The sequence below is a fragment of the Achromobacter sp. ACM03 genome (assembly GCF_014851665.1).
Taxonomy (GTDB): domain Bacteria; phylum Pseudomonadota; class Gammaproteobacteria; order Burkholderiales; family Burkholderiaceae_B; genus Achromobacter; species Achromobacter aegrifaciens.
The window spans coordinates 154,347-172,621 of sequence record NZ_JACVAD010000006.1 but is presented as its reverse complement, the minus strand read 5'-3'; the positions used below and the strand labels follow the sequence as shown (position 1 = coordinate 172,621).

Genomic DNA, 18,275 nt, shown 5'->3' with positions numbered 1-18,275 from the left:
AGAATCGTTGCGTTTGCGTCTGCCTTTGCGCATCCGCTTTCCAATTCATTAGGGGAATCCATGCAACGCCGTAACGTAGTACTGGGCCTGTGCGTCGCCGCCGCGACCCTCGCCGCGCCGCTGACCTCGGGTATCGCGCACGCTGAAGACGCGTATCCGACCAAGCCCATCCGCCTGATCGTTCCCTTCCCGCCCGGCGGCACCACCGACATCGTCGGTCGCCTGTTCGCCGACAAGCTGGGCAAGGAGCTGGGCCAGACCGTCGTGGTGGAAAACCGCGGCGGCGCCGGCGGTTCGATCGGCAGCGCCTTCGTCGCCAGCAGCGCGCCGGACGGCTACACCCTGGGCATCGCCACCGTGAGCACGCACGGCATCAACCCGGCCATCTACCCGAACCTGCCGTTCGATGGCGAGAAGGACTTCACGCCCATCTCGAACCTGGCGGCCGTGCCCAACATCATGACCATCAACCCGAAGGTCCAGGCCAAGAACATCGCCGACTTCATCAAGCTGGCCAAGAGCGAGCCGGGCAAGCTGACCTACGCGTCGGCCGGCAACGGTTCGGTCTCGCACATGATGGGCGAACTGTTCAAGATGGCTTCGGGCACCAACCTGATGCACGTGCCGTACCGCGGCGTGGGCCCGGCGCTGAACGACGCGCTGGCCGGCCAGGTCGACGTCATGTATGACAACCTGCCCTCCTCGCTGCCGCACGTGCAATCCGGCCGCCTGGTCGCCATGGCCGTGGCCTCGCCCAAGCGCGTGGCCGCCCTGCCCGACGTGCCCACGTTCGCCGAAGCCGGCCTGCCGGCCGTGAACGACGCGTCCTGGTTCGGCCTGGTGGCTCCCGCCAAGCTGCCCCAGCCCGTGCTGGACAAGCTGAACGCAGCCGTGCAGAAGGTCAGCGCCGAAGCCGACGTCAAGACCCGCCTGGAAGCCCTGGGCGCCGCGCCGGCCGCCAACACTCCGGCCGAATTCGCGGCGCAGATCTCGGCTGAAATCGCCAAGAACAAGCGCATCGCCAAAGAAGCCAACGTGAAGATCGACTAAGCGATCTTCGGTCCTCGCGCGCCCGCCGGTGCGCGAGGACCTCCGATTAACGAACGCAACACCCCCTTATGCGAATTACCCAACCCCTGTCTTACCGGCTCGACCTCCCGCAGCAATATCCTGATTCGGACTCCTCGGCTCCCCTCGTGCTGGACTCCCCGCACAGCGGCACCGCCTACCCCCCCGATTTCGCGGCTGCGGTGGACTTTGGCGCATTGCGCACCGCCGAGGACACCTGGGTTGACGACCTGTGGGGCGACGCCATCGAAATGGGCGTGCCGATGATTGCCGCCGCGTTCCCGCGCGCCTACATCGACGCCAACCGCTCGCCCGACGAAATCGACGAATTGCTGCTGGACGCCGCCTGGCCCGACGCCATCAACGCCTCGCCCAAGGTCAAGCTGGGCAAGGGCCTGATCTGGCGCATGCTGGACGACGGCACGCCGCTCTACAACCGCAAGCTCACGGTCGCGGAAGTGCGCCACCGCATCGACGCCTGCTGGAAGCCCTACCACGCCGCGCTGGGCCAGGTGCTGGACGCAGCCCACAAGAAGTTCGGCAAGGTCTGGCACATCAACTGCCACTCCATGCCCAGCGTCGCCGGCGCCTACGCCACCGACCGCCCGGGCCTGGTCCACCCCGACTTCGTGCTGGGCGACCGCGACGGCAGCACCAGCGACCCGGCCTTCCGTGAATTCATCGCCGCCTGGCTGCGCGAACGCGGCTACAACGTGACCGTCAACGATCCCTACAAGGGCGTGGAGCTGGTGCGCGCCTTCGGCCGCCCCGAAGAAGGCCGCCACAGTCTGCAGATCGAGATCAACCGCAAACTCTACATGGACGAAGTTTCGCTGCGTCCTTCCGAAAACTACGGCCGCCTGAAGGCCGATCTGCGCGAACTCACCGCCGCGCTGATCACCTGGACTCGCGCGCAAACGGCTTGACGCCGGACGTTTGCGCGCAGGTGCCGGCCAGCGCAAAAGTCAGACTGGCCGGAGCAGTTGGGTTGCAAGACCCCAGCCCCATGGTTCGCCATGGGGTTTTTTTTGGTCTGCCGCCGGGCATCGGCTGGCCGATGCAACCTTGGTTCTTCTCCCTCACTTCCCAGGGGCGCGACACCTTTCCTTTCATTTTCCCGTGTATAACTGATGCCAACTAATGAGGAGAGGCGTAGATGCACATCGGGATACCAAAAGAAACCCGAGACGGGGAAACTCGTGTCGCAGCAACACCGGAGACCGTCAAGAAGTACGTAGGCGGAAAACACACCGTCATCGTGGAGCGCGGGGCAGGCACTGCCGCCCGCTATCTCGACGAAGCCTATGAGGCAGCGGGCGCAACGCTCGGCAGCGCCCAGGACGCGTTGGGGGCAGAACTCGTCATGAAGGTGCGCGCGCCTTCTGCCGCGGAACTGCCCCAGATGAAATCCGGCGCCGTCGTGGTCGGCATGCTGGACCCCTTCGACGCCGAAGGCATCCAGCAGATCGCGGCCGCCGGACTCACCGGATTCGCGCTGGAAGCCGCGCCCCGCATCACGCGGGCCCAAAGCCTGGACGTGCTGTCCTCGCAGGCCAACCTGGCCGGCTACAAGGCCGTGCTGCTGGCGGCGCACCACTACGGCCGCCTGATACCCATGATGATGACCGCCGCGGGCACGCTGAAGGCCGCCCGCGCCGTCGTGCTGGGCACCGGCGTGGCCGGGCTGCAGGCCATCGCCACCGCCAAGCGGCTGGGCGCGGTGGTCGAAGCCTCGGACGTGCGTCCCGCCGCGCGCGAACAGGTGGAATCGCTGGGCGCCAAGTTCATCGACGTCCCTTTCGAAACGGACGAAGAACGCGAGATCGCGCAAGGCACGGGCGGCTACGCCCGGCCCATGCCGCCCGCCTGGATGGCTCGGCAGGCCGCGCTCGTGTCCGAACGCTGCAAGCAGGCCGACATCGTCATCACCACCGCGCTGATTCCCGGCCGCCCCGCCCCCACACTGGTGTCCGCGGAAACCGTCGCGGCCATGAAGCCGGGCTCGGTGCTGGTGGACCTGGCGGTCGAGCGCGGCGGCAATTGCCCGTTGTCCGAGAACGGCCTGGTGGTGGAAAAGCATGGCGTGACGATCATCGGGCTGACCAATCTGCCCGGCCTGGTCGCGACCGACGCTTCGGCGCTGTATGCGCGCAACATCCAGGATTTCCTGAAGCTCATCATCAATGCGGACGGCGCGCTGGCGATCCAGCGCGACGACGAGATCGTCGCGGCCTGCCTGGTGTGCGAAGGCGGCAACGTGGCGCGGAGGAACTAACAGCATGGAAGCGATCAACCCCACCCTGATGAATCTCATCATCTTCGTGCTGGCCATCTATGTCGGCTACCACGTCGTGTGGAACGTCACCCCCGCCCTGCACACGCCCTTGATGGCAGTCACCAACGCCATCTCCGCCATCATCATCGTGGGCGCCATGCTGGCGGCCGCGCTGACCGAAGGCGGACTGGCGCGCGGCATGGGCGTCTTCGCCGTGGCGCTGGCCGCGGTCAACGTGTTCGGCGGCTTTCTCGTGACCCGGCGCATGCTGGAAATGTTCAAGAAAAAGGACCGCAAGGCGGGCAAGGAGGAAGCGAAATGATCTCGCTGAACCTCGTCACCCTGCTGTACCTGATCGCCTCGGTCTGCTTCATCCAGGCGCTCAAGGGCCTGTCGCATCCGACCACGTCGCGACTCGGCAATGCGTTCGGCATGGCCGGCATGGCGATCGCCGTGCTGACCACGGCCGCGCTCATCGTCGGCCTGGCGCGCGACGGCGCCGCCACCATCGGCCTGGGCTGGGTCGTGCTGGGCCTGCTGGTTGGCGGCTCCATCGGCACGCTGATGGCCAAGCGCGTCGAGATGACCAAGATGCCCGAGCTGGTCGCCTTCATGCACAGCATGATCGGCCTGGCGGCGGTCGCCATCGCGGTGGCCGTGGTGGCGGAGCCGCATGCCTTCGGCATCGTGCCCGTCGGCGTGCCGATTCCCACCGGCAACCGCTTCGAGCTGTTCATCGGCACTTTCGTCGGCGCCATTACGTTCTCGGGGTCGGTCATTGCCTTCGGCAAACTGTCGGGCAAGTACAAGTTCCGCCTGTTCCAGGGCGCGCCGGTGGTGTTCTCGGGCCAGCACATGCTGAACCTGGCGCTGGCGCTGCTGATGCTGGCTTGCGGCATCTGGTTCATGCTCACGCAGGAATGGACGCCCTTCATCATCATGACGCTCATCGCCTTCGTGCTGGGCGTGCTGATCATCATCCCGATCGGCGGCGCCGACATGCCGGTGGTGGTGTCCATGCTGAACAGCTACTCGGGTTGGGCGGCGGCCGGCATCGGTTTCTCGCTGAACAACCCCATGCTGATCATCGCCGGTTCGCTGGTGGGTTCCTCGGGCGCGATCCTGTCCTACATCATGTGCAAGGCGATGAACCGTTCGTTCTTCAACGTGATCCTGGGCGGCTTCGGCGGCCAGGCTGGCGGCGCCGCTGCGGCGGGCGATGCGCAGCAGCGCAGCGTCAAGTCGGGCAGTCCCGACGACGCCGCCTTCCTGATGACCAACGCCGAAAGCGTGACCATCGTTCCCGGCTACGGCCTGGCGGTGGCGCGCGCGCAGCACGCGCTGAAGGAACTGGCGGAAAAGCTCACCGAGCGCGGCGTGACGGTCAAGTACGCCATCCACCCGGTGGCGGGACGCATGCCCGGCCACATGAACGTGCTGCTGGCCGAGGCCGAGGTGCCCTACGACCAGGTCTTCGAAATGGAAGACATCAACAGCGAGTTCGGCCAGACCGACGTGGTGCTGGTGCTGGGCGCGAACGACGTGGTCAACCCGGCCGCCAAGAACGACCCGAAGTCGCCCATTGCCGGCATGCCCATCCTGGAAGCCTACAAGGCCCGCACCGTGATCGTGAACAAGCGGTCCATGGCATCGGGCTACGCGGGCCTGGACAATGAGCTCTTCTACATGGACCGCACGATGATGGTTTTCGGCGACGCCAAGAAGGTGCTTGAAGACATGGTCAAGGCCGTGGAGTAAGACGCCCGGCGCCGGATGCCGCCAGGCGTCCGGCGCCTACGCGCCGCGCTGGCCCGCAGGCTGGCGCAATTGCTCGTCAACCACTTCGATCCAATGCCGCACCGGCGTGTCGGTGCCGCTTTGCAAATGGCCGATGCAGCCGATGTTGGCTGACAGGATCACGTCCGGTCCGCCCGCGGCGATCGCGCCCAGCTTGCGGTCGCGCAGTTCCAGCGCAATCTCCGGATTCAATACCGAATAGGCGCCCGCCGAACCGCAGCACAAGTGCTTGTCGGCGAACGGCTGCAACGCAAAACCCAGATCCGCCAGCAATTGTTCCGACAGCGGCCGCAGGCCCTGCCAATGCTGCAGCGTGCATGGCGGATGGAATGCCGCGCGCGTGCCCGCAGGCAGCCGCGCGCGCAATTGCGCCGCATGCGGCGCGACGATCTCGGCCACATCCTTCACCAGCGCCACGATGTCCGCGGCCTTTTGCGCGTAGGCCGGATCGTGCCGCAGGTGATGCGCATACTCCTTGACCATGGCGCCGCAGCCCGACGCGTTCATCACGATGGCCTCGACCTTGCCATCCTGCAGCAGCGGCCACCAGGCATCGACGTTGGCGCGCATCTGCACCAAGGCCTCTTCCTGCGCGTCCAGGTGGAAACTGGCCGCGCCGCAACAGCCGGCGCCGGGCGCGATGCGCGCGCCTATGCCCACCGCGTCCAGCACGCGGATGGTGGCCGCATCGATGGTTGGCATCATGGCGGGCTGCACGCATCCCGCCAGCATCAGCACCTGCCGCGCATGGCCCGCCACCTGCGGCAGCGGCCCCGCCGCGCGGCGTTCCGGCACCTTGCGCTTGAGCGCCTCCGGCAGCATGCCGCGCACCGCCTGCCCCAGCCGCATCGCGGGCGCGAACAGCGGCGACAGCATGGTCTTGCGCAACAAGCTGCGTTTGGTCTTGTCGGCCCAGCTGCGCGGCACGCGCTCTTCCACGATCTTGCGGCCGATATCCACCAGATGGCCATACTGGACGCCGGACGGACAGGTGGTTTCGCAATTGCGGCAAGTCAGGCAGCGGTCCAGGTGCTGCTGCGTGGACTGCGTGGGCTCGGCGCCCTCCAACACTTGCTTGATCAGATAAATGCGCCCACGCGGGCTGTCCAGCTCGTCGCCCAGCACCTGATACGTCGGACAGGTAGCGGTGCAGAAACCGCAGTGCACGCACCGCCGCAGGATGGCGTCGGCCTCCTTGCCCAGATCGGTATCGCGTGCCCAGGATGCAAGATTGGTTTGCATGATGCCCTATAGATCTAGGACCAGGCGGCCGGGATTGAACAGGCCGGCCGGATCGAGCTCTTGTTTGAGGCGGCGCGTGATCGAGGCGATCCCGGGCGCCAGCGGATGGAATACGCCGTCGGCAGGCGGCTTGCCCTGCCCGGTGCGGAACAGCGTGGCGTGGCCGCCCAGCCGCTCGGCGGTCTCGCGCAGCGCGGCGGCGTCTTGCTCGCCCGACAGCCAGCGCTGGCCTCCGCCCCATTCCAGCAAGGTCGGCCCCAGCGCCAACGCGGCGGCGGTGGGCGGCAACGCCAGGCGCCACAAGGGCCGGCCCGGCGCGAAGAAGGAATGCGTCTGCTCGCGCAGCGACCGCCACCAGGCCTGCGCGGCCTCGGGCGCCATCGGCGCGCCGCCTATCAGTTGGCGGGCGCTGGCGATCGCGGGCGGCGCGCCCGACAGGCGCACGGCCATCTGGCCTTCGGCGCCCGCCTCGTCACCGCTCCAGCTGGTGGCCGAGATCGGCAACGGCTTGCCGCGCCACAGGGCGAAGCTGGCCAAGGCCTGCGCCTGCGTCGCGGGCAACGCCAGGGTGATCTCTTCCATCGGCCGCGGCACGACCTTGAGGGAGACTTCGAGTATGGCGCCGAAGATGCCATGCGAACCGGCCAACAGGCGCGACACGTCATAGCCCGCCACGTTCTTCATGACCTCGCCGCCGAACGAGAGGATGCGGCCTTCCGAATCCAGCAGTTGCGCGCCCAGGACAAAGTCCTTGAGCGCGCCGGCGCTCATGCGGCGCGGGCCTGACAGCCCCGCCGCGACACATCCGCCCACCGTGGCGGACGCCGAGAAATGCGGCGGCTCGAAGGCCAGCATCTGTCCGTTCTCGGCCAGCGCGGCTTCAAGTTCGGCGAGCGGCGTACCCGCGCGCACCGTCACCACCAGCTCCGACGGGTGGTAGCTGACGATGCCGCGATAGGGAGTCATGTCCAGCAGGCAGTGGCCGTCCTGCGGCGTCACCGGGCGGTAATTGCCATAGAACGCCTTGCTGCCCCCGCCCATCACAAACAGGGGTTTATGGCCGGCACGGGCCGTCATGACCTGGTCGCACAATTCCGACAGGACGAAATCCATAAGGACAGGTCCTAGAAACGGGCGAGATCGGGGAAGCGCAACTCTCCCGCATGGACGTGCATCTTGCCGTATTCGGCGCAGCGGGCCAGCGTAGGGATGACTTTTTCAGGATTGAGCAGGCAGGGCGGATCGAAGGCCCGCTTGACCGCCAGGAACGCGTCGAGTTCTTCGCGAGAGAATTGCACGCACATTTGATTTATTTTCTCCATACCCACACCGTGCTCTCCGGTCACGGTCCCTCCTACCTGCACGCACAGCTCGAGTATGGCGGCGCCGAATTTCTCGGCGCGCTCCACCTCGTCCGGCTTGTTTGAATCGAACAGGATCAACGGGTGCAGGTTGCCGTCGCCTGCGTGAAAGACGTTGGCGCAGCGCAGGCTGAATTCGTCTTCCATCTGTTCGATGGCGCCCAGCACGCGCGCCAGATGGCGGCGCGGTATCGTGCCGTCCATGCAATAGTAATCGGGCGATACGCGCCCCGCGGCCGGGAAGGCATTCTTGCGGCCGGCCCAGAACTTCAGGCGTTCGGCCTCTGATGACGAGACCTGGCAGCGCGTGGCTCCGGCCTCGCGGAACACGGCCTCCATGCGCGCGATCTCGTGCTCCACCTCTTCAGGCGTGCCGTCGGATTCGCACAGCAGGATGGCTTGCGCATCCATGTCGTAGCCGGCGCGCACAAAGGGTTCGACCATGTGGGTCGCGCGGCGGTCCATCATCTCCAGGCCCGCGGGTATCATGCCGGCCGCGATCACCTGCGTGACCGCATTGCCCGCTGCTTCCACGCTGGAAAAACTGGCCATGACGACCTGCGCGCAGGCCGGCTTGGGAATGAGCTTGACCGTCACTTCCGTGACCACGCCCAGCATGCCTTCCGAACCGATGAAGACGGACAGCAAGTCCAGGCCCGGCGCATCGGGCGCTTCGGAACCCAGTTCAACCACATCGCCATCGATCGTCACGACCCGCACGCGCAGCACGTTGTGCACGGTCAGTCCGTACTTCAGGCAATGCACGCCGCCGGAATTCTCCGCCACGTTGCCGCCGATGGAACAGGCTATCTGGCTGGAAGGGTCAGGCGCGTAATACAGCCCGTAAGGCGCGGCCGCCTCCGAGATCGCCAGATTGCGTACGCCCGGCTGCACGATGGCCGTGGCGCTGGCCAGGTCTATGTGCTTGATGCGATTGAATTTGGACAAGCCGAGCAACACGCCGCGGCTATGCGGCATGGCGCCGCCGGACAAGCCGGTGCCGGCGCCGCGCGCGACCACGGGCGCATTCAGGCGTTTGCAGATGCGCATGACGGCCTGCACCTGCTCTTCCGTTTCAGGAAGGGCGACGACCGCAGGCAGCGCGCGATACAGGGAGAGGCCGTCGCACTCGTAGGGACGCGTATCTTCTTCGCGGAACAACACGCAGTGCGCGGGCAACACGGCCGACAACGCCTCGATGAGCTGCTGCAAGGAATAAGGCGCCTGCACTTGTGCCAGGCCGGTTTCGACCAATGAATTCATGAGCGCAACAATAGCGCGAGCGCCCGTCACTAGCAGACCGGGATTTACCCGCATCCGTGCACCTATGGCACGCCAGATAAGTAACCAGCCGTAATCGCCTGCCGCACCGCGAAAGCCGCCCTCCTCGTTCGCGCCTGAGGACGGCAAGAAAAAAGCCGACGGCGCGCCGTCGGCTTCGGATATCGGCTGCGCTGCCGAAGCAGGCTTACCAGGACACGATCTTGCCAGGATTGAGAATGTTGTTCGGATCAAACGCGTGCTTCAGGCTGCGCATCAGATCCAGGGCGTCCTCGCCATGCTCTTCGGCCATGAACTGCATCTTGTGCAGGCCCACGCCGTGCTCGCCCGTGCAGGTGCCGTCGGCGGCGATCGCGCGGCGCACCAGGTTGTGGTTGATGGTTTCGGATTCTTCCCATTCCTTGGCGCTGTCCGCATCGAGCAGCATCAGCACATGGAAGTTGCCGTCGCCGACGTGGCCCACGATCGTGTAGGGGAAGCTGGCGCGGTCGAGTTCTTCGACCGTGTCGCGCACGCAATCGGCCAGGCGCGAGATCGGCACGCAGACGTCGGTAGTGCTGGCGCGGCAGCCGGGGCGCAGTTGCAGGCCGGCGAAGTAGGCATTGTGGCGCGCGGTCCACAGGCGGCTGCGGTCTTCGGGACGCTCTGCCCATTCGAAGTCCATGCCGCCATGGTCTGCCGTGATCGCTTGCACGGTTTCGGCTTGCTCCTGCACGCCGGCGGGACTGCCGTGGAACTCGAACACCAGCAGCGGCGTTTCGCGCAGGGTCAGCTTGCTGTGCAGGTTCACCGCGCGCACGCTGGCCGCGTCCATGAACTCGACGCGCGCGACCGGCACTCCCATCTGGATGATTTCGATCACGCTCTGCACCGCCGAATCCAGCGTGGGGAAATTGCAGACCGCGGCCGACACGGCTTCAGGCTGGGGATACAGGCGCACCGTCACTTCGGTGATGATGCCCAGGGTGCCTTCGCTGCCGACGAAGATGCGCGTCAGGTCATAGCCGGCCGAGGACTTGCGGGCGCGGCCCGCTGTGCGGATGATGCGCCCGTCCGCCGTCACCACGGTCAACGACATGACGTTCTCGCGCATGGTGCCGTAGCGCACGGCGTTGGTGCCGGAAGCGCGCGTGGCCGCCATGCCGCCCAGGCTCGCGTCGGCGCCCGGATCGATCGGGAAGAACAGGCCGGTGTCGCGGATTTCCTCGTTGAGCTGCTTGCGCAGCACGCCTGCCTGCACGGTGGCGGTCAGATCCTCGGCGTTGACCGCCAACACCTTGTTCATCTGCGACAGGTCCAGGCTGATGCCCCCCTGGATCGCCAGAATATGGCCTTCGAGCGAAGAGCCGGCGCCATAGGGAATCAGCGGCACGCGATGCTCGTTGCACAGCTTGGCGATCTCGGCCACTTCTTCGGTCGTGTGCGCGAAGACCACGGCGTCCGGCGGCATGGCCGGATAGGGAGATTCATCGCGGCCATGATGGTCGCGCATGGCGGAGGATTCGGACAGGCGGTCGCCAAAGCGGGCGCGCAAGGCATCCAGACAAGCGGCCGGCACCGGGCGGCGCAACGATTCTGCGTGCAAGGGAGCGTTCATGGTCAGCGTGATCTCGGGTTCGTTAACCTGATTATTCTACGCCGCCGCGCGCACCGCGCCGCAAACCGCCAGGCCTTGGCGATCCGCGGCGCTGCCAGGGGCTTATTTGCCGGAAGTCAGGGCGACGCGGCGGCGTTCGCGCACGGCATGGGCCAGGCGTTCAAGCACGGCGACCGAGGCGTCCCAGTCGATGCAGCCGTCGGTGATGCTCTGGCCGTAGACCAGCGGCGTACCCGGCACCATGTCCTGGCGGCCGCCCAGCAGGTGGCTTTCAACCATGACGCCCACCAGGCGGCTGTCGCCCGCTTCCATCTGACGCGCCACGTCTTCGATGACCAACGGCTGGTTCTCGGGCTTCTTGCTGCTGTTGGCGTGGCTGGCGTCGATCATGATGCGCTGCGCCAGGCCGGCCTTGGACATGTCCTGGCAGGCCGCCTCGATGCTGGCCGCATCGTAGTTCGGCGTCTTGCCGCCGCGCAGGATGACGTGGCAGTCCTCGTTGCCGGCCGTCGACACGATGGCGGAATGCCCACCCTTGGTCACCGACAGGAAATGGTGCGGCTGCGACGCCGCCTTGATCGCGTCGACCGCGATCTTCACATTGCCGTCGGTGCCGTTCTTGAACCCCACCGGACACGACAGTCCCGATGCCAGCTCGCGATGCACCTGGCTTTCCGTCGTCCGAGCCCCGATCGCCCCCCAGGAGACCAGATCCGCGATGTATTGCGGCGTAATCATGTCCAGGAACTCGCAACCCGCCGGCAGTCCCATGCTGTTGATGTCCAGCAGCAGTTCACGGGCGACGCGCACGCCCTTGTTGATGTCGAAGCTGCCGTCCAGGTCCGGATCGTTGATCAGGCCCTTCCAGCCCACGGTGGTGCGTGGCTTCTCGAAGTACACGCGCATCACGATTTCCAGGTCGGCGCTCAGCCGGTCGCGCACGGGCTTCAGGCGCTTCGCATATTCGATAGCCGCGCGGGTGTCATGGATGGAGCAAGGGCCGATCACGACGATCATCCGGTCATCCATGCCGTGCAGGATGCGGTGCATCCCCTGGCGGGCGGCGAACACGGTGTCGGACGCCTCCTTGGTGCAGGCGAACTCGCGCATGACATGCGCGGGCGGGTTCAGCTCTTTGATTTCTCGAATGCGAAGGTCATCGGTATTGTGTGACACGGTACTGCTCCTGGGTTGCCCGCCGCGGGGATGTTCCCGAGATGGTTTCCTCAACTGGCGGCGCAAAAAAAGCCGCCAGTTCGCTGGCGGCTTTTTTGGGGGGATTCTTTCCAAACTTCAGATTGAGCGCGTCCCTTCCTCCGCCAGCGGCTTCAGAAAACCATAAAAATAAAAATAAAAAGCGGGGGACGCGAATTTCATGGGGAATGACTCTAGCACAATTTTTTCGAGCCGTCATCCGTGTTTTTGAGTCAGGCGGTGCCGCCGACGGTCAGGCCTTCCATGCGGACCGTGGGCATGCCCACGCCCACGGGCACGCTCTGGCCATCCTTGCCGCAAGTGCCCACGCCGGAATCCAGCTGCAGGTCGTTGCCGATCATGGTGACGCGGTTCATGGCGTCCGGACCGTTGCCGATCAGGGTGGCGCCCTTGACCGGATAGGTCACCTTGCCGTTTTCGATCATGTAGGCTTCGGACGCCGAGAACACGAACTTGCCGTTGGTGATGTCGACCTGGCCGCCGCCAAAGTTGACCGCGTACAAGCCGCGCTTGACGGAAGACACGATTTCCTCGGCCGGTTTGTCGCCCGCCAGCATGTAGGTATTGGTCATGCGCGGCATGGGCAGATGCGCGAACGATTCGCGGCGGCCGTTACCGGTGGCGGCGGTCTTCATGAGGCGCGCGTTCAGCGTGTCCTGCATGTAGCCGCGCAGGATACCGTCCTCGATCAGCACGTTGCGCTGGGTGGCATTGCCTTCGTCGTCGATATTGAGCGAGCCGCGGCGATCCGGGATCGTGCCGTCGTCGACCACGGTCACGCCCTTGGAGGCCACGCGCTCACCGATGCGGCCGGAGAACACGCTGGAGCCCTTGCGGTTGAAGTCGCCTTCCAGCCCGTGGCCGACGGCCTCGTGCAGCAGAATGCCGGGCCAGCCCGAACCCAGCACGACGGTCATTTCACCCGCTGGCGCCGGGCGCGCTTCCAGGTTCACCATGGCCTCGTGCACCGCGCGCTCGACATAACCCTGCAGCATTTCGTCCGTGAAATAGGCCAGGCCCAGGCGGCCGCCGCCGCCCGCGTGACCCATTTCGCGGCGGCCATTGCGTTCGGCAATGACAGTCAGCGACAGGCGCACCAGCGGACGCACGTCGGCGGCCAGGCGGCCGTCGCTGCCGGCCACCAGCACCACGTCATATTCGGCGCCCAGCCCCGCCATGACCTGGATCACGTGCGGATCGCGCGCGCGCGCCATGCGCTCCACGCGTTCCAGCAGCGCGACCTTCTCGGGAGCGCTCAAGGTGGCAACCGGATCGATATCGGCATACAGGCTGCGGCCGATCTCGGCTTCGACCTGCGCCGCCACCTTTACCTTGCCAGCGCCGCGGCGCGCAATGCCGCGAACCGCGTGCGCGGACGACAACAGCGCTTCGGGCGACAGCGAATCCGAATAGGCGAAGGCGGTTTTCTCGCCGCTCACGGCGCGTACCCCGACACCCTGGCTGATCGAAAAACTGCCGGTCTTGACGATGCCCTCTTCCAGGCTCCAGCCCTCGCTGCGCGTGTACTGGAAATACAGATCGGCGTAGTCGACCTTGTGCGTGAAGATCTCACCCAGCGCGCGCGCCATGTCCGCCTCGGTCAGGCCCCAGGGGTCGAGCAGCAGAGATTTGGCGGTGGCGAGGGAAGCAATGGCGGGATCGATGATTTTCATGGGCTCTGTACAGGAGACGGCGGCGCGCTGGCGCGCGCTCGCGGTGATACTCGAGATCATATCGTAACGCTGGCGCGGCCCGGCGACATGGCGCCAGCCACGGATCTCCGGAAGGTACGCGTCGGCGGCCAAAAATACCGCGGGCATTATCTGCGGAGGTATGCATGGGGCCGGAATATTACATATCAAGTTGAATTGACGAGCTCAAACGATGTTCGATGCGCCCCTTTTTCCTGGTCGCCATGGAGCATTTGCAGCCACCTGGCATATAGGCAAAGGGATTCAGACATCTCGGGCCAAACTCGTCATACAACCTGACATCAAAATGAAATATGCCAAACAGCTCGCAGGGCTCGCAGCGCGAGGACCCCATCTGATCAGGTTGGACCAATATCAGACTGCTAGACAATTCATTCGTTCCCGCCATCACGTCATCAGACTTCTGGGAACGCCTCGCACACCGCTTGCTCGAGGCAGGCGCCAAGCCTGGAAGCCCCGCATTTGCGCGCTTTGCGAGACAAATCGGGCAGATGCAAGGGCACGCGCGGCTATTCGTCCGCCTCGTGAACCAATACCCCTATTGTTTCAAGTTGTCCCAAATTCGAGAATATCCTTCCCAATACTTGGCTCGTCGCGGGCACTCGCGCGCCTGAAAACGGTATCGGACTCTTTTGATACAAAGTAATTGCTTCAGAAACCAGGAAGTCAAGCCGTAACTTCTGTATTATGCGAGGCACAACAATTACACAATAACTTCGCCGGCGATTACAGCAGTTCCATAATCAGGAATAAACCATGGCCCGAGAATCCTACGCAGCACTGCAAGCAAAGATCGAAAAGGAAATCAACAAGCTACAAAAGAAGGCTGAAGTCCTGCAAACCAAGCGTCGCAAGCCCGTGATCACGCAGATCATCACGTCGATGCGCGAGTACGACATCACGCCTGAAGAAATCGTCGCAGCCTATGGCGCCGGCAAACCCGCCCGCGCCGCCACCGGCGGCCGCCGCAAGGCTGGCGCCGCTGCCCGTCCGGCCAACGCCGCCAAACGCGCCGTTGCGCCCAAGTACCGCCATCCTCAAACAGGGGAAACGTGGAGCGGCCGTGGCAAGGCTCCCCGCTGGCTCGCCGCGGAAGAAGCCGCAGGCGCGACCCGCGACAGTTTTCTTATCAAAGAATAAGAACCTATTCGCCAGTAAGAAAAAAATCGGCGCACCATTTTGGTGCGCCGATTTTATTTAAAGGCGGGACCGAAAAGCCACGCCGATTTCATTGCACGGGGAAGCGGATTTCGCGTTCCGCGCCATTATTCCCGGGAAAATTATCAAATATTGCGCGCACCAGGTACGGCATGGTACGCAGGAAATCGTCGCGCTCGCTCAATATGAAAGCGCTGGAACGGTATACCTCGGCGCCGCTGCGCTGCGTGTCGTAGATATGCAGGGTGAGGGTATTGCGCTGCACGACCATGGGCACGTCCACCCAGTCCGGCCCCCAGTAGCCATATCCCGCTCCCCACGGACGCGGACCGTAGAAACCTCCGTAGCCGTAGCCGCCGTAGAAATATGGGTCGTACGGACGCTGCACCATTATCTGGGTCTGCGAGGTGCCGTAGTTGAACGACACGTCGAAACGACCCTTGGCGCCAGGCCTGGCCTCGACCAGGCCGGTTGCGCCTATGCCGGCCCGCACCATGTCCTGATAGGACTGATATTCGAGATTATTGTTTTGCGAGGCGTCGGCGGCAATGAACTGGTAGGTTTGCCCCTCCACGCCTGCGGGCCATTGCTGAAAGGAAGTGACCCGCGCGGAAACCGTGGGCGCGGCACAACCCGTCAGGGCAAACGCCCCCGCCACGGCCAGCAGACCGGCCCAGCGGCGCATATTGAACATGGACAACCTCGACATTTGACACCCCTCTGGCGCGCGACGGCGCCATGATACTGACTTTGACTCAGACCGCTACAAAAAGTTTACGGTACGCCAAACGGCCCAGGTCGGCGCGTCTTGCCCAGCCACTACAATAGAACCCTCGTTCATACAGGACTGCAATCCCATGCGCACAGACACGCCCGTAACCGTATATCGCAAGGATTACCAGCCCTACCCCTACGACATTCCCGAAGTCGCCCTCGCCTTCGACCTCGCGCCGGACGCGACCGAAGTGCGCTGCACGATGCAAGTGCAACGCAAGGCCGGGGCCAGCGCCGACGCCGCCCTGATCCTGGACGGCGAAGACCTGGAACTCGTCTCGGTAGGCGTGAATGGCACGGCCCTGCCCGCCGACAGTTACCGCCTTTCCGAACACAGCCTGGCCCTTTACGGCCTGCCCCCCGCCGCCACGGTGGAAATCGTCAGCCGATGCAAACCGTCGGCCAATTCCACGCTGATGGGCCTGTACGTCTCGGGCGGCAACTTCTTCACCCAATGCGAAGCCGAAGGTTTTCGCCGCATCACCTGGTTCGCCGACCGGCCCGACGTGATGTCGCGCTACCGCGTGACCTTGCGCGCCCAGCCCGAGTATCCGGTGCTGCTGTCCAACGGCAACCTGCTGGCCACGCGCCAGTTGCCCGACGGCCGCAACGAAGTCGAATGGGAAGATCCCTTCCCCAAGCCCTGCTACCTGTTCGCGCTGGTGGCAGGCAAGCTCACCCACCGCGAAACCACCGTGAAGACGTCCAGCGGCCGCGACGTGCTGCTGCAGGTCTACAGCGACCCGGGCTCGGAATCCAAGACCGAATGGGCGCTGGATTCGCTGGTGCGCGCGCTGCGCTGGGACGAAAGCCGCTTCGGCCTGGAGCTGGACCTGGACCGCTTCATGATCGTGGCCGTCCATGACTTCAACATGGGCGCGATGGAAAACAAGGGCTTGAACATCTTCAACGCCGCCTACGTGCTGGCGGATGCGGATACGGCCACGGACGCCAACTATGAAGGCATCGAATCCGTCATCGGACACGAGTACTTCCACAACTGGACCGGCAACCGCGTCACCTGCCGTGACTGGTTCCAGCTGAGCCTGAAGGAAGGCCTGACCGTCTTTCGCGACCAGGAATTCAGCGCCGACATGATGGCCCACGGCATGGATGCCGCCGAGGCCGCGAGCGCCCGCGCGGTCAAGCGCATCGACGACGTTGTGGCGTTGCGCGCCGCCCAGTTTCCGGAAGACGCCGGTCCCATGGCCCATCCGATCCGGCCTGAAAGTTACCAGGAGATCGGCAACTTCTACACGGCCACCGTGTACGAGAAAGGCGCCGAAGTCATCCGCATGCAGCACACTCTGCTGGGCGAGGAAGGCTTTCGCGCCGGCATGGACGAGTACTTCCGCCGCCATGACGGCCAGGCCGTGACCTGCGACGACTTCGTCGCCGCCATGGAATCCGTCTACGTACGCCAGCATCCGGACCGCGACCTGTCCGTGTTCCGCCGCTGGTACCGCCAGGCCGGCACGCCGCGCGTGACCGTCAAGCTCGACCACGACGCCGCCGCGCGCCGCTGCACCGTGACGCTCACCCAGGAATGCCCGCCGGTCGGCGTGGAGAAGAAGGCCGGCGCCGACTACGTCAAGGCCCCCTTCCACATCCCGTTCGCCATCGGCTTGCTGGACCGCGACGGCCGCGCGCTGCCACTGCGCCATGCTGGCGCGGTCCTGGACACCGCGCTGCTGGAACTGACGCAGCAAAGCCAGCAATGGGTATTCGAGGATATCGCCGAGCGTCCCGTGCCGTCGCTATTGCGCGACTTCTCGGCCCCGGTCATCGTGGACTACGACTGGACCAACGAAGAACTGGCCCTGCTGTCGGCGCACGACGGCAATCCCTTCGCGCGTTGGGAGGCCGGCCAGGAATTCGCCACCCGCCAGATCCTGGCGCTGGCCGAGGCCCGCCAGGCCGGCAAGACCCTGCATGCCGACGCCGCCTTCATCGAGACCTGGCGCGCGTTGCTGACCGATCCGGCGCTGGACGCCGCCTATCGCGCCCGCGCCCTGGCCCTGCCGTCCGAAAAGACCCTGGCAGAACGCATGCAGCAGGTGGACCCGCCGGCCCTCGCGGTCGCGCGCGACTTCCTGCGCGCCGAACTGGGACGCCAGTTGTCCGCCGAATTCCGCCAGGCATTCGACGACAACCAGACCCCGGGCGAATACAGTCCGGCGCCGGTTCCGGCCGGCAGGCGCGCCTTGAAGAACCTGGCGCTCAGCCACCTGATGGCGGCGGGCGAACCGGATGCCCAGCGCCTGGCCGAGCAGCAGTACGAGAAGGCCGGCAACATGACCGACAGCATGGCGGCGCTGTCCGCGCTGATCAATTTCGGCCAGGGCGACTTCCCGCACAAGGCGCTTGCCGCTTTCTACGACAAATGGCGCGACAACGCCCTGGTGGTGGACAAGTGGTTCGCCCTGCAGGCTGCGGCCCGCTCGACCACCGTGCAGACCGCGCGCGAGCTGATGCAGCACCCCGCGTTCACCTTGCGCAACCCGAACCGCGCGCGCTCGCTGATCTTCCAGTTCTGCCTGAACAACGCCCGCGGCATGCATCACCCCGATGGCACCGGCTACGCCTTCTGGGCCGAGCAGGTGCTGGCGCTGGATGCCCTCAACCCCGAGATTGCCGCCCGCCTGGCGCGCGCGCTGGACAACTGGGCACGCTTCGTGCCCGCCCTGCGCACGCCTATGCAGGCCGCCCTGCAGCGGGTGCGCGCACAGGAAGGCCTGTCGCGCAATGTGCAGGAAATCGTATCCAAGGCTTTAGAATTCGCAGCATAGGAGGTT

General features: G+C 65.1%; 14 protein-coding genes. 7 read left to right on the top strand and 7 right to left on the bottom strand.

All coding sequences use genetic code 11. The annotated features are described in order from the left end of the window. Positions 1-60 precede the first annotated feature (60 nt). From IB257_RS24390 to IB257_RS24370, 5 genes are all read left to right on the top strand, one after another. Complete coding sequence (locus IB257_RS24390; RefSeq protein WP_192330057.1) at positions 61-1,050, top strand: tripartite tricarboxylate transporter substrate binding protein; 990 nt, start codon at positions 61-63, stop codon at positions 1,048-1,050. 68 nt (positions 1,051-1,118) lie between these two features. Further along, positions 1,119-1,994, top strand: coding sequence for an N-formylglutamate amidohydrolase (locus IB257_RS24385; protein ID WP_054451095.1), 876 nt, complete (start codon positions 1,119-1,121; stop codon positions 1,992-1,994). Between the two features lie 230 nt (positions 1,995-2,224). Further along, positions 2,225-3,343, top strand: coding sequence for a Re/Si-specific NAD(P)(+) transhydrogenase subunit alpha (locus tag IB257_RS24380; RefSeq protein ID WP_192492924.1), 1,119 nt, complete (start codon positions 2,225-2,227; stop codon positions 3,341-3,343). A 4-nt stretch (positions 3,344-3,347) separates the two neighbouring features. Then, positions 3,348-3,665, top strand: a complete 318-nt coding sequence (locus IB257_RS24375) for an NAD(P) transhydrogenase subunit alpha (RefSeq protein ID WP_013392581.1) — start codon at positions 3,348-3,350, stop codon at positions 3,663-3,665. Continuing rightward, a complete protein-coding gene (locus IB257_RS24370) occupies positions 3,662-5,101 on the top strand; it encodes an NAD(P)(+) transhydrogenase (Re/Si-specific) subunit beta (protein ID WP_054451093.1) in 1,440 nt (479 codons plus the stop codon). Before IB257_RS24375 ends, IB257_RS24370 begins: the two co-directional genes overlap by 4 nt. Before the next feature lie 36 nt (positions 5,102-5,137). Here IB257_RS24370 and glcF read toward each other — a convergent pair whose 3' ends face one another. The 6 genes from glcF to tldD all read right to left on the bottom strand — a co-directional run bounded on the left by glcF (position 5,138) and on the right by tldD (position 13,509). Next, the gene (gene glcF, locus IB257_RS24365; RefSeq protein WP_119450529.1) at positions 5,138-6,382 is read right to left on the bottom strand and encodes a glycolate oxidase subunit GlcF; all 1,245 of its coding nucleotides are present in this window, start codon (positions 6,380-6,382) and stop codon (positions 5,138-5,140) included. Positions 6,383-6,388: 6 nt separating this feature from the next. Beyond that, on the bottom strand, positions 6,389-7,495 hold the full coding sequence (gene glcE / locus IB257_RS24360) for a glycolate oxidase subunit GlcE (RefSeq protein ID WP_054451091.1): 1,107 nt from the start codon (positions 7,493-7,495) through the stop codon (positions 6,389-6,391). An 11-nt stretch (positions 7,496-7,506) separates the two neighbouring features. Further along, complete coding sequence (locus IB257_RS24355; RefSeq protein WP_054451090.1) at positions 7,507-9,006, bottom strand: FAD-linked oxidase C-terminal domain-containing protein; 1,500 nt, start codon at positions 9,004-9,006, stop codon at positions 7,507-7,509. A gap of 205 nt (positions 9,007-9,211) precedes the next feature. Further along, positions 9,212-10,621, bottom strand: coding sequence for an FAD-binding oxidoreductase (locus IB257_RS24350; protein ID WP_119450530.1), 1,410 nt, complete (start codon positions 10,619-10,621; stop codon positions 9,212-9,214). A 102-nt stretch (positions 10,622-10,723) separates the two neighbouring features. Beyond that, positions 10,724-11,797 (bottom strand): 3-deoxy-7-phosphoheptulonate synthase AroG, encoded by a 1,074-nt coding sequence (gene aroG, locus IB257_RS24345; RefSeq protein ID WP_054451088.1) that lies wholly within the window; start codon positions 11,795-11,797, stop codon positions 10,724-10,726. Between the two features lie 251 nt (positions 11,798-12,048). After that, positions 12,049-13,509 (bottom strand): metalloprotease TldD, encoded by a 1,461-nt coding sequence (tldD, locus tag IB257_RS24340; protein WP_013392574.1) that lies wholly within the window; start codon positions 13,507-13,509, stop codon positions 12,049-12,051. 795 nt (positions 13,510-14,304) lie between these two features. Between tldD and IB257_RS24335 the strand changes: the two genes are divergently transcribed. Then, the gene (locus IB257_RS24335; protein ID WP_054451087.1) at positions 14,305-14,688 is read left to right on the top strand and encodes an H-NS family nucleoid-associated regulatory protein; all 384 of its coding nucleotides are present in this window, start codon (positions 14,305-14,307) and stop codon (positions 14,686-14,688) included. Between the two features lie 88 nt (positions 14,689-14,776). Here IB257_RS24335 and IB257_RS24330 read toward each other — a convergent pair whose 3' ends face one another. Next, the gene (locus IB257_RS24330) at positions 14,777-15,415 is read right to left on the bottom strand and encodes a DUF4136 domain-containing protein (protein WP_082400691.1); all 639 of its coding nucleotides are present in this window, start codon (positions 15,413-15,415) and stop codon (positions 14,777-14,779) included. 148 nt (positions 15,416-15,563) lie between these two features. Between IB257_RS24330 and pepN the strand changes: the two genes are divergently transcribed. Next, on the top strand, positions 15,564-18,269 hold the full coding sequence (gene pepN / locus IB257_RS24325) for an aminopeptidase N (protein ID WP_175163229.1): 2,706 nt from the start codon (positions 15,564-15,566) through the stop codon (positions 18,267-18,269). Positions 18,270-18,275 lie beyond the last annotated feature (6 nt).